This window comes from Superficieibacter electus (genome assembly GCF_002915575.1).
Classification (GTDB): domain Bacteria; phylum Pseudomonadota; class Gammaproteobacteria; order Enterobacterales; family Enterobacteriaceae; genus Superficieibacter; species Superficieibacter electus.
This window is the reverse complement of record NZ_PQGD01000006.1, coordinates 112,111-124,848: the sequence shown is the minus strand read 5'-3', so window position 1 is coordinate 124,848 and position 12,738 is coordinate 112,111. Positions and strand designations below refer to the sequence as shown.

Sequence of the window (12,738 nt, the reverse complement as noted above, 5' to 3'; positions counted from 1 at the left end):
CACAGGATAAGCATGCTCGATCCCAATCTGCTGCGTAACGAGCCAGACGCAGTCGCAGAAAAACTGGCACGCCGGGGCTTTAAGCTGGACGTAGATAAGCTGCGCGCTCTTGAAGAGCGTCGTAAAGTGTTGCAGGTCAAAACAGAAAATCTGCAGGCTGAGCGTAACTCGCGATCGAAATCCATCGGCCAGGCGAAAGTGCGCGGGGAAGACATCGAGCCGTTACGCCTCGAAGTGAATAAGCTGGGTGAAGAGCTTGATGCTGCGAAGGCAGAGCTGGACGCGCTGCAAAACGAAATCCGCGCCATTGCACTGACCATTCCCAACCTTCCCGATGACGCCGTGCCGCAGGGCCGGGATGAGAACGACAACGTTGAAATCAGCCGCTGGGGCACGCCGCGTCAGTTTGATTTTGAAGTGCGCGATCACGTGACCCTCGGTGAAATGCACAGCGGGCTGGATTTTGCCGCCGCTGTCAAGCTGACCGGTTCGCGTTTTGTGGTGATGAAAGGGCAGATTGCCCGCATGCATCGCGCGCTGGCGCAGTTTATGCTGGATCTGCACACCGAACAGCATGGCTATAGTGAAAACTATGTGCCGTATCTGGTGAACCATGACACCCTATACGGGACCGGGCAACTGCCGAAATTTGCCGGGGATTTATTCCATACCCGCCCTCTGGAAGAAGAAGCTGACAGCAGCAACTATGCATTGATCCCAACCGCAGAAGTGCCGCTGACTAACCTGGTTCGTGATGAAATTATTGATGAAGACGACCTGCCGATCAAAATGACCGCGCACACGCCGTGCTTCCGTTCAGAAGCAGGTTCTTATGGTCGCGACACCCGTGGCCTTATCCGTATGCACCAGTTCGACAAAGTGGAAATGGTGCAGATCGTGCGTCCGGAAGATTCCATGGATGCGCTGGAAGAGATGACCGGCCACGCGGAAAAAGTGCTTCAGCTACTGGGGCTGCCGTACCGTAAAATTTTGCTGTGTTCCGGCGACATGGGCTTTGGTGCCTGTAAAACCTATGACCTTGAGGTCTGGGTTCCGGCGCAGAACACCTACCGTGAAATCTCTTCGTGTTCAAACGTATGGGATTTCCAGGCACGCCGCATGCAGGCTCGCTGCCGCAGTAAATCAGATAAGAAAACCCGTCTGGTTCATACCCTTAACGGTTCAGGTCTGGCCGTCGGTCGTACACTGGTGGCAGTGCTGGAAAATTACCAGCAGGCAGACGGACGCATTGAAGTTCCGGAAGTATTACGCCCTTACATGAAGGGTCTTGAGTACATCGGATAAGCTTCACATTTCTCATTTTAAAAGCGCCTGCGGGCGCGTTTTCTTTGCCCCGTTTGACGCCGGACAATAACCCCCTTCATTATAAGGGTTAATACTGCTTTCATTCGAAGTAGCATTGACTGCTGCCATTTTGAATTATCGACACATAAATATATAACGAATTTTGCTTTGCGTATTTCAGGCAAACAAAGTGAGCAATAATGAAAAAAATGACTCCTGAAGGCGTACTATCGGCGCAAATGAGCCGCCGTGATTTAATGAAAACGACAGCTATCAGCGGTCTGGCGCTGGCAAGCAGCACCGTGGCTCTGCCATTTAGCCATATTGCAAACGCCGCAGAAGCTATTAGCACTGCTGGAGCGGCGGAAAAAATTATCTGGAGTGCCTGCACGGTAAACTGCGGTAGCCGCTGCCCGCTGCGGATGCATGTTGTTGACGGTGAGATTAAGTATGTCGAAACGGACAATACCGGGGACGATAACTTTGACGGGCTGCACCAGGTGCGTGCCTGCCTGCGTGGGCGCTCAATGCGCCGTCGGGTTTATAATCCGGATCGCCTGAAATACCCGATGAAACGCGTGGGAAAACGAGGAGAGGGAAAATTCGAGCGTATTAGCTGGGATGAAGCATACGACATTATTGCCACGAATATGCAGCGTCTGATTAAAGACTATGGCAACGAATCTATTTATCTCAATTATGGTACTGGTACGCTGGGCGGCACATTAACCCGCTCATGGCCGCCCGGAAAAACGCTGGTGGCACGTCTGATGAACTGCTGCGGTGGTTATCTGAATCACTATGGCGACTACTCCTCAGCCCAAATTGCTGCCGGGTTAAATTACACCTACGGTGGCTGGGCCGACGGTAATAGCCCTTCCGATATTGAAAACAGTAAGCTGGTCGTTCTGTTTGGCAATAATCCGGGCGAAACGCGGATGAGCGGCGGTGGCGTAACGTATTACCTTGAACAGGCGCGGCAGAAATCGAATGCGCGAATGATCATCATTGATCCCCGTTATACCGATACAGGGGCAGGCCGTGAAGATGAATGGATACCGATTCGTCCGGGCACGGATGCTGCACTGGCCAGTGGACTGGCATGGGTGCTGATTACAGAAAATCTGGTCGATCAAGCGTTTCTGGATAACTACTGCGTTGGCTACGACGAGAAAACCCTGCCTGCTGGCGCGCCGCAAAATAGTCATTACAAAGCGTATATTCTCGGGCAAGGGAAAGACGGTATTGCCAAAACACCGGAATGGGCAGCACACATTACCGGAATTCCTGGCGATCGCATTGTTAAGCTGGCGCGGGAGATTGGCAGTGCTAAGCCCGCGTATATCTCCCAGGGCTGGGGTCCGCAGCGTCATGCCAATGGTGAAATCACTACCAGGGCCATTTCCATGCTGGCAATTTTGACTGGAAACGTGGGGATTAACGGCGGCAATAGCGGTGCGCGTGAAGGATCATACGCGTTACCTTTTGAACGTATGCCGACGCTGGAAAATCCGGTAGCAACCAGCATCTCCATGTTTATGTGGACCGATGCGATTGAACGCGGGCCGCAAATGACTGCGCTGCGAGATGGCGTTCGCGGTAAAGATAAGCTCGATGTGCCGATCAAGATGATCTGGAACTATGCGGGTAACTGTTTAATCAATCAGCATTCAGATATTAACCGCACGCATAACATTTTGCAGGACGATAAAAAATGCGAAATGATTGTCGTCATCGACTGTCATATGACCTCCTCAGCAAAATATGCCGATATTTTGCTGCCGGATTGTACCGCCTCAGAGCAAATGGATTTTGCGCTGGACGCCTCATGCGGAAATATGTCCTACGTGATTTTTGCCGATCAGGCTATCAAACCGCGTTTTGAATGCAAAACCATTTATCAAATGACCAGCGAACTGGCCAAACGGCTGGGCGTTGAACAGCCATTTACTGAAGGCCGCACCCAGGAAGACTGGATGCGCCATTTGTATGACGCATCGCGTAACGCTATTCCTGAGCTACCGACCTTCGAGGCCTTTCGCCAGCAGGGGATGTTTAAACAACGCGATCCGCAGGGGCATCACATTGCCTATAAAGCATTCCGCGATGATCCGCAGGCCAACCCGCTCACCACACCGTCGGGGAAAATCGAAATCTATTCGCAGGCACTGGCTGAGATTGCCGCAAGCTGGGAACTGCCTGCCGGGGAAGTGATCGACCCGCTGCCCATCTATACTCCAGGCTTCGAAAGCTTCGATGATCCGCTGGTTGAAAAATTTCCCCTACAACTTACAGGATTTCATTACAAAGCTCGCGTTCACTCTACTTACGGTAATGTGGATGTGCTGAAAGCCTCTTGCCGCCAGGAGATGTGGATCAATCCACTGGATGCGAAAAAACGCGGCATCAGTAACGGTGAGCGTGTCCGTATTTTCAACGATCGCGGGGAAGTGCACATTAAAGCCAAAGTCACGCCGAGAATGATGCCGGGCGTGGTTGCATTAGGGGAAGGGGCCTGGTATAGCCCGGATGAAAACCGGGTTGATCAGAACGGCTGCATTAACGTGCTGACAACTCAGCGTCCTTCACCGCTTGCCAAGGGTAACCCGTCACACACCAATCTCGTTCAGGTACAAAAAGCGTAAGGTAAACCAATGGCTACCCCCTATGACCGCTGATATGGCGGTTGCAGAATAAAGGCTGGCAATAAATAGCCTAAAGTCAGCGGGTTGCTTCAACGTTTCGTTTTAATTTGTTCATGAAATTTTTCAACTGACTTACCACATTGTTTTTTAATTTAATCGAGTAAAATCAATGTGGTAATTTTTAATGCCGCCTCTGGAGATCCGTTCTGGATAAGTAATATCAATCGTCGAAAAACAAAGCGTGCTATGGCTAAAAAACGCCAATTGACTTTGTTTTTGGCGGTGGCATGATGCGCTCGAATTCTGAACTTCCTCACGGTTTTATTATCCATGTCCACCTATACCCGCCCGGTGCTCCTGCTGCTCTGTGGCCTGCTTTTATTGACTCTGGCGATCGCAGTGTTGAACACGCTCGTCCCGCTTTGGCTTGCGCATGAAAACCTTCCTACCTGGCAGGTTGGCATGGTGGGGTCGTCTTATTTTACTGGTAACCTGGTGGGTACACTGGTAGCCGGGAGCGTGATTAAACGCCTCGGATTTAACCGCAGCTATTATCTGGCCTCGCTGATTTTCGCGGTGGGCGGTATTGGGCTGGGAATGATGGTTGGCTTCTGGAGCTGGTTGAGCTGGCGTTTTATTGCCGGTGTGGGCTGCGCCATGATTTGGGTGGTCGTCGAAAGCGCCCTGATGTGCAGTGGAACGTCGCGTAATCGTGGCCGTCTACTGGCTGCCTATATGATGATTTATTATGTGGGTACAGTACTGGCGCAACTGCTGGTCAGTAAGCTACCAACCAATCTGATGAGCGTCCTGCCGTGGGTGACCGCGGTAACGCTGGCGGGCGTTTTGCCACTGTTGTTTACGCGGATTGTTAATCAGCATAGTGAACAGCAGGAAACGACTCGTATCTGGCCGATGCTGCGCCTGCGTCAGGCTCGCCTTGGTGTAAACGGCTGTATTATTTCCGGTATTGTTCTGGGATCGCTTTACGGGCTGATGCCGCTTTATCTTAATCATAAAGGCGTCAGCGATGCCGGAATCGGCTTCTGGATGGCCGTGCTGGTGAGCGCAGGTATTTTCGGTCAATGGCCCATTGGACGTCTGGCAGACCGCTACGGGCGTTTGCTGGTGCTGAGAGTGCAGGTTTTTGTGGTGATCCTGGGCTGTCTGGCAATGCTGAGTCATGCAGCTATGGCTCCGGCTTTGTTTGTCCTCGGCGCTGCGGGCTTTACGCTTTATCCGGTAGCAATGGCCTGGGCCTGTGAAAAAGTAGAACACCATCAGCTGGTGGCGATGAACCAGGCACTGTTGCTCAGCTATACGATTGGCAGCCTGCTGGGCCCGTCGTTCACCGCTATGCTGATGCAAAACTATTCCGACAATCTGCTGTTTGTGATGATTGCCGGTGTGTCGTTTATCTATCTGCTAATGCTGCTGCGTAAAGCAGGACATCATCCAACGCCAGTGGCGCATGCCTGATTGTCAGGCCCGTTAACTGCTATGTTATCGGGCCGCATCGTTTTGGTCATTGGGATGACACTATTTAGTACATCACTTTGTGCCCATACTGTTCCAGGATGCCCTTGACGCGCTCCATGGTCTCTTTCTTCGGTGGATGAACTCCATCAAGTTTGTACTCTTCACCCATTGCCACCCACTTATGTTTACCTAGCTCGTGGTAAGGCAGCATTTCGATTTTCTCGACGTTACCCATATCACGGGTAAACTCGCCCAGGCGGTGTGCGGAGTCATCATCGTCTGACCAGCCAGGAACCACAACATAGCGAATCCACACTTTGATGCCTTTATTGGCGATATATTTAGCGAACTCCAGCGTACGATGGTTGGACACGCCCACCAGGTTCTGGTGGATTTCATCGTTCATCTGTTTGAGATCGAGCATCACTAAATCCGTCACTTCCAGTAGTTCATCAATCACCGGATCGTAGCGGCGGACAAAGCCGTTAGTATCAAGGCAGGTATGGATGCCTTCTTTTTTGCAGGCGCGGAACCAGTCACGCACAAACTCAGCCTGCAAAATAGCTTCCCCGCCGGAGGCTGTCACGCCGCCACCGGATGCATTCATAAAGTGGCGGTAGGTCACCACTTCTTTCATCAGTTCCTCAACGGTTACCTCTTTACCGCCGTGGGTATCCCAGGTATCACGGTTGTGACAGTACAGACAGCGCATCAGGCAGCCCTGAAAGAAAGTGATGAAACGGATACCCGGGCCGTCAACGGTGCCACAGGATTCAAAGGAGTGAATGCGACCAATTACTGACATTGCGGTGGTTTCTCCAGCTTTGGCCTTCCTGGCCTGTGAGTGCACAACTCGCTAAGGTTGTGTCGGATCTGTTTTGACGGTTACCCATCGACTAAGTATAGATAACTGGCAAACCAGACTGCGGGTGTTAAAAAGGCCCCACTGCTGTGGAGCCTTTATTTTACGCTTTTTTACGCGTTATTTCAGTCAAAAACCATTACATGGTTTGAGTGAAGGTACGGGTAATAACGTCTTGCTGCTGTTCTTTAGTCAGCGAGTTAAAACGTACTGCGTAACCAGATACACGAATGGTCAGCTGCGGATATTTTTCCGGGTTTTCCATCGCATCAAGCAGCATTTCACGGTTCATGACGTTCACGTTCAGGTGCTGACCACCTTCGATGGACGCTTCATGATGGAAGTAACCATCCATCAGGCCCGCCAGGTTGGTCTTACGAACTTCGTCGTCTTTACCCAGTGCGTTCGGAACGATAGAGAAGGTGTAAGAGATACCATCTTTAGCGTAAGCAAACGGCAGTTTAGCCACGGAGGTCAGAGAGGCAACTGCACCTTTCTGGTCACGACCGTGCATCGGGTTAGCACCTGGTCCGAACGGCGCGCCAGCACGACGACCATCCGGGGTGTTACCGGTTTTCTTACCATAAACCACGTTAGAGGTGATGGTCAGAACAGACTGTGTCGGGATAGCGTTACGGTAAGTGGTGAGTTTCTGAATTTTCTTCATGAAACGTTCTACCAGGTCAACCGCCATGTCATCAACGCGAGCGTCGTTGTTACCAAACTGCGGGTATTCGCCTTCAATTTTGAAGTCGATAGCCAGGCCGTCTTCATCACGAATCGGGGTGACTTTCGCATATTTGATAGCAGACAGGGAGTCAGCCGCAACGGACAGACCAGCGATACCACATGCCATGGTACGGATAACGTCACGATCGTGCAGCGCCATCAGCGAAGCTTCGTAGCTGTACTTGTCATGCATGTAGTGGATCACGTTCAGCGCGGTGACATACTGTTTAGCCAGCCAGTCCATGAAGTGATCCATGCGGTCCATCACTTCGTCGAAGTTCAGAACGTCGCCTTTGATCGGCTCAGATTTCGGACCAACCTGCATTTTCAGTTTTTCATCAACGCCGCCGTTGATAGCGTACAGCATGGTTTTCGCCAGGTTTGCACGCGCACCGAAGAACTGCATTTGTTTACCAACGATCATCGGGCTTACGCAGCAGGCGATAGCATAGTCATCGTTGTTAAAGTCAGGACGCATCAGATCGTCATTCTCATATTGCAGAGAAGAGGTATCGATGGAGACTTTAGCCGCATATTTTTTGAAGTTCAGCGGCAGTTTTTCTGACCACAGAATGGTGATGTTCGGCTCCGGAGACGGCCCCATGGTGTACAGGGTGTTCAGGAAGCGGAAGCTGTTTTTGGTTACCAGGGTACGGCCATCAACGCCCATACCGGCGATGGATTCAGTTGCCCAAATCGGGTCACCAGAGAACAGTTCATCATATTCCGGGGTACGCAGGAAGCGAACCATACGCAGTTTCATGACCAGGTGGTCAACCATTTCCTGCGCGTCTTGCTCTGTGATTTTGCCGGCTTTCAGATCACGTTCGATGTAGATATCCAGGAAGCTGGAGGTACGACCGAAGGACATTGCTGCGCCGTTCTGTGATTTAACTGCGGCCAGGTAGCCGAAGTAGGTCCACTGAATTGCTTCCTGTGCGTTAGTTGCCGGACCAGAGATATCGCAGCCGTATTTTGCTGCCATTTCTTTGATCTGACCCAGAGCGCGATGCTGGTCAGCGATTTCTTCACGCAGACGGATAGTGGCTTCCAGGTTTACGCCATTTTCCATGTCAGACTGCAGAGACAGGAACTGCGCGTATTTGTCTTTCATCAGGAAGTCGATACCGTACAGCGCAACGCGACGGTAGTCACCGATGATACGACCACGACCATAGGCATCTGGCAGACCAGTCAGAACACCGGATTTACGGCAGTTCAGGATGTCTTTGGTATAAACATCGAAAACGCCCTGGTTGTGGGTTTTACGATATTCAGTAAAGATTTTTTTCAGGGCCGGGTCCAGCTCGCGGTTATACGCTTTGCAGGAACCTTCAACCATTTTGATACCACCGAACGGGATAATCGCACGTTTCAGCGGTGCTTCAGTTTGCAGGCCAACGATTTTCTCAAGTTGCTTATTAATGTAACCAGCGTCATGAGAGGTGATGGTGGAGGCAACAGAAGTGTCGAAATCAACAGGCGCGTGAGTGCGGTTTTCCTGTTTTACGCCTTCCATTACGCTGTCCCACAGTTTGGTGGTAGCTTCGGTTGCGCCAGCCAGGAAAGACTCGTCACCCTCGTACGGAGTGTAGTTTTTCTGGATGAAGTCACGGACGTTTACTGCATTCTGCCAGTCACCTTTCGCAAAACCTTCCCAGGCTGTGGCTAACTTTTCATTAAGCTCGGACATTGTAACACCTACCTTCTTAAGTGGACTTTTTATTTACTGCCTGGAACGATAATTAATGATGATCGTTGCCACGCAGGTAAATGACCCAGTATGTCAACCCAACTAACAAACCGCCGCCGATGATGTTCCCGATAGTGACAGGGATCAGGTTATCAGTGATGAAATTCATGACAGTCAGGTGAGAAAAATTGTCCGGAGAGGAGCCGACAGCGCTCCAGAATTCCGGGCTGGCGAAATGACGTATTACGATACCCATCGGGATCATAAACATATTCGCAATGCTGTGCTCAAAGCCGCTGGCAACAAACATAGCGACCGGCAAAATCATGATTAACGCTTTATCTGTTAAGCTGCGACCAGAGTAGCTCATCCAGACGGCAAGGCAGACCATCAGGTTTGCCAGAATGCCAAGGCAAACGGCCTCAACAAAGGTGTGATGCATTTTGTGGTCAGCGGTTTGCAGGACGTTTAGCCCCCATCCGCCATTGGCGGTCATATACTCGCCAGAAAGCCACATTAAAAGCACAAAGAGCAGTGCGCCAACCAGATTACCAAAATAGACGTTCAGCCAGTTGCGTCCCAGTTGCCCCCAGGTAATACGACCGCTGGCTTTCGCCACTACAATCAGTACCGTTGAGGTAAACAGGTCAGCCCCACAGATAACGCAAAGAATCAGCCCCAGTGAAAAGCAGATGCCGCCTACCAGTTTCGCCATACCAAACGGCATACTTGCTGTACCTGTGGTAGCCGTAATATAGAAAACAAAAGCGATAGAGATGAACACACCTGCGGTAATCGCCAGGAAGAACGTGGTCAGCGGTTGTTTCGTTGCTTTATAGACACCCGCTTCTTCAGCCACTTTGGCCATTGCTGCAGGAAGTATTAGATCAAAAGGGTTGTCAGCTTTCACACTAACTCTCTCTTTATTAAGTCGGCGACGAGATACTAACAAAGCATTATAGAAGAGAATTTGATGTAGATCATATCTCGCCTGGCTTATAGGCCCTCATAACGTATGGTTTTACCGCTATTTGGGGTTAAGGTATTGAAAATATTAATAAAAATAAATTTTAAAATTTATAAATTGAGTTGAATTATTTTGCGGACCCTTCAGTAGCTGGTTAATTAAAATGGAGTATTTGCGAAATAAAGTAACATTAAAGAAAAGATAAATGTAATAACATTTACTCATATTTAACTTTGACATTACATTTTAGTGCACCCGTTAATATATAAAAAAACGGAGCGGTAAATTCGCTCCGTAATATAACGCAGACTCATAAATAAGCCTACAGTTGTTAAGGTTAACTAACCCTGTGTTGACCAGAACGACACTTTAGCACGCTGCAGCTTTTCATAAGCATTCAGCAACGACTGATGCGCAGGGAAGGCCGCCAGATCGCTGTCAACCGTTTGCAGACCATAAAAAGGTGATTCACCGCTTAACGCCGCGCTGGCTGCCTCTACCGCTTCGGCACCATACATTCGTACAAACGCATTCAGATACTGCAACGGCTCACGCTCTTCTTCCTGCGTTAATAACAACAGCGTTTGCAGACAACGGTAATAGTTTGCGCGTTCGGCGCTAAACACAGAGGTGTTAAATTCCATGGTCCATTCAGTCCAGGTCAGCGCCTGTTCTGTGTCGCCTCCCGCCAGCGCCAGCATGGCTTTAAGTTCACCAATACGCAGCGTATACCAGCCGTTATTATTACCCGTCGCCAGGCCGAGTAATTCGCGCACGCGGGTAAAATCATCATGGCCTTCTTCATCAAGCTGGGCGATCAGGTTGAGATAATCTTCCTTATCCCAGTCGCTGCCCGGCAGTGACAGAATGGTGTCGCGCAAATGGCTACCCATGCTGTTGTTCGCCATCCATAAATCTTCAGCCGGATAGATATCTGACATACCGGGGACGATGATACGACACGCGTAGACGCCGAGGTGTTCATAGTCGGCGATATAGACTTCTTTATCTTCGGCACTGAAGATGGCCATCAGGGTGGCAAACTCTTCTTCAGTGGTACCGGCAAAGTTCCAGTCAACAAACGGATAATCCGCATCCTGCTTAAACATGTCCCAGGAGATAAGACCGCTGGAGTCAATGAAGTGGGTTTCCAGATTGGTGTGCTCAGCCACTTCTTCGTCATCAAAGGTAGGCGGAGTAAAAACATCCAAATCTTTCAGGCCACGACCCTGTAACAGTTCAGTGACGGTACGCTCCAGCGCTACGCCAAAATCAGGATGCGCGCCAAAGGATGCGAAGCAGGTGCCGTTTTCCGGGTTGAACAGAACAACGCAAATCACCGGGTATTTACCGCCCAGTGAGCCGTCGTAAGCAAAGATAGGAAAACCTTCCGCTTCAAGCGTTGCAATGGCTTCCACCACGCCCGGATAGCGCGCCAGCACCTCAGACGGGATCTCAGGCAGACTAATAGATTCGGCGATAATGCGGTTTTTAATATGCCGTTCAAACACTTCTGACAGTCCCTGTACCCGGGCTTCATTTGCGGTATTGCCCGCCGACATGCCGTTAGAGACATACAGGTTACCGATGATGTTCATCGGAATATACACGGTTTGATTATCAGACTGGCGAGTGAAAGGTAGGGCGCAGATCCCACGCTCCTCATTACCGGATTGCAGGTCGATCAGCATTCCGGCACTCAGATCATTTTCAGGGTCATAAAACGCACGCAGGCGAGCGTCGAGGATACCGTCCGGCAGTTCATCGTTATCCGCTAGCGGGAACCATTTTTCATTCGGATAATGCACGAACGGACCGTTGGCAATGGTCTTGCCCAGCCAGAAATCGGCAAAAAAGTAGTTGGTTGACAGACGTTCGAAATACTCACCCAGCGCGGAGGCCAGCGCCGCTTTTTTCGTCGCCCCTTTTCCGTTGGTGAAGCACAGCGCGCATTCTTTGTCACGAATATGCACAGACCAGACGTTAGGCACGGGATTCAGCCAGGAAGCCTCTTCAATATCGAAGCCGAGATCCTGGAGTTTTTGCTGGAAGCGAGCGATGGAATCTTCCAGGGCGGCGTCTTTGCCGGGGATGAAGGTTTGGGTCATAACATTCACTTTTATCGTACGGAAAGCGCGCAATGATACGGGTTTTAGCTGACCGGCGCTATCTCCCCGCAGCCTGGCGCGGAAATAAAAGTATTGGCTATGCTTATGGATAGTAACTTGCTGTTTGAGAATAAAAAATGAAAGCATTTGATCTTCAACGTATGGCGCTGGACAAAGTGCCGCTTGAATTTCTCGGGGAAGTGGCGCTGCGTAGTCTCTACACCTTTGTACTGGTGTTTCTGTTCCTGAAAATTACCGGCCGTCGTGGCGTACGGCAGATGTCGCTTTTTGAAGTCCTCATCATCCTGACGCTGGGGTCCGCTGCCGGAGACGTAGCATTTTACGATGATGTCCCTATGTTGCCGGTTTTAATGGTCTTTATTACGCTCGCACTCCTGTACCGGCTGGTGATGTGGTTAATGTCACATAGCGAGAAACTGGAGGATTTGCTGGAGGGTAGGCCCGTTATCTTTATCGAAGAAGGTCAGCTGGCATGGGAAAAAGTGAATGCCGCAAACCTCACCGAATTTGAATTTTTTATGGAGCTCAGGATCAGCAGTGTTGAGCAACTGGGACAAATCAAACTGGCAATAATGGAAACTAACGGCCAGATAAGCGTCTATTACTATCCTGATGACGAGGTAAAACCGGGGCTTTGTATTCTACCGGAAGGCATTGAGCGCTATACCACCGTGCCGGATAACGGTGATTATGCCTGTAATAAATGCAGCGCGGTATATGCGATGAAAGCGGGGGAGCATCGGCTATGTCCCCGTTGCGCGCATCCGGAGTGGTCAAAAGCCAGCCGGGCGAAGCGCATTACCTGATAGCGGTTTTGTCGGCCTTTATTCGTCAATACGATAGAATATATTGTGTGATAGAGGACACATTTTTACCCGCCTGTTGATTACTCGTTGCGACACGTGTCACTGAATGGTAAAACCGATATC

General features: G+C 50.4%; 8 protein-coding genes. 4 read left to right on the top strand and 4 right to left on the bottom strand.

All coding sequences use genetic code 11. The features are described from left to right. Positions 1 to 12: 12 nt before the first annotated feature. The 3 genes from serS to CHU32_RS08830 all read left to right on the top strand — a co-directional run bounded on the left by serS (position 13) and on the right by CHU32_RS08830 (position 5,429). Positions 13 to 1,305, top strand: a complete 1,293-nt coding sequence (serS, locus tag CHU32_RS08840; RefSeq protein ID WP_103675423.1) for a serine--tRNA ligase — start codon at positions 13 to 15, stop codon at positions 1,303 to 1,305. A gap of 200 nt (positions 1,306 to 1,505) precedes the next feature. Then, positions 1,506 to 3,950: a dimethylsulfoxide reductase subunit A gene (gene dmsA, locus CHU32_RS08835; protein WP_103675422.1), complete on the top strand. Its 2,445-nt coding sequence runs from the start codon at positions 1,506 to 1,508 to the stop codon at positions 3,948 to 3,950. 330 nt (positions 3,951 to 4,280) lie between these two features. Then, a complete protein-coding gene (locus tag CHU32_RS08830; RefSeq protein ID WP_103675421.1) occupies positions 4,281 to 5,429 on the top strand; it encodes an MFS transporter in 1,149 nt (382 codons plus the stop codon). A 64-nt stretch (positions 5,430 to 5,493) separates the two neighbouring features. Here CHU32_RS08830 and pflA read toward each other — a convergent pair whose 3' ends face one another. The 4 genes from pflA to ycaO all read right to left on the bottom strand — a co-directional run bounded on the left by pflA (position 5,494) and on the right by ycaO (position 11,788). Continuing rightward, positions 5,494 to 6,234, bottom strand: a complete 741-nt coding sequence (gene pflA, locus CHU32_RS08825) for a pyruvate formate lyase 1-activating protein (RefSeq protein WP_103675420.1) — start codon at positions 6,232 to 6,234, stop codon at positions 5,494 to 5,496. A gap of 196 nt (positions 6,235 to 6,430) precedes the next feature. Next, complete coding sequence (gene pflB / locus CHU32_RS08820; protein WP_103675419.1) at positions 6,431 to 8,713, bottom strand: formate C-acetyltransferase; 2,283 nt, start codon at positions 8,711 to 8,713, stop codon at positions 6,431 to 6,433. Between the two features lie 52 nt (positions 8,714 to 8,765). Beyond that, complete coding sequence (gene focA, locus CHU32_RS08815) at positions 8,766 to 9,623, bottom strand: formate transporter FocA (RefSeq protein ID WP_133159237.1); 858 nt, start codon at positions 9,621 to 9,623, stop codon at positions 8,766 to 8,768. A gap of 398 nt (positions 9,624 to 10,021) precedes the next feature. Then, a complete protein-coding gene (gene ycaO / locus CHU32_RS08810; RefSeq protein WP_103675417.1) occupies positions 10,022 to 11,788 on the bottom strand; it encodes a 30S ribosomal protein S12 methylthiotransferase accessory factor YcaO in 1,767 nt (588 codons plus the stop codon). 137 nt (positions 11,789 to 11,925) lie between these two features. Here ycaO and CHU32_RS08805 point away from each other — a divergent pair, with 137 nt between their 5' ends. Then, positions 11,926 to 12,615 (top strand): DUF421 domain-containing protein, encoded by a 690-nt coding sequence (locus tag CHU32_RS08805; RefSeq protein ID WP_103675416.1) that lies wholly within the window; start codon positions 11,926 to 11,928, stop codon positions 12,613 to 12,615. Positions 12,616 to 12,738 lie beyond the last annotated feature (123 nt).

Coding starts and splice junctions, on each gene's coding strand:
- serS (WP_103675423.1), top strand. CDS start 13: ATGCTCGATCCCAATCTGCTGCGTAACGAGCCAGACGCAGTCGCAGAA.
- dmsA (WP_103675422.1), top strand. CDS start 1,506: ATGAAAAAAATGACTCCTGAAGGCGTACTATCGGCGCAAATGAGCCGC.
- CHU32_RS08830 (WP_103675421.1), top strand. CDS start 4,281: ATGTCCACCTATACCCGCCCGGTGCTCCTGCTGCTCTGTGGCCTGCTT.
- pflA (WP_103675420.1), bottom strand. CDS start 6,234: ATGTCAGTAATTGGTCGCATTCACTCCTTTGAATCCTGTGGCACCGTT.
- pflB (WP_103675419.1), bottom strand. CDS start 8,713: ATGTCCGAGCTTAATGAAAAGTTAGCCACAGCCTGGGAAGGTTTTGCG.
- ycaO (WP_103675417.1), bottom strand. CDS start 11,788: ATGACCCAAACCTTCATCCCCGGCAAAGACGCCGCCCTGGAAGATTCC.
- CHU32_RS08805 (WP_103675416.1), top strand. CDS start 11,926: ATGAAAGCATTTGATCTTCAACGTATGGCGCTGGACAAAGTGCCGCTT.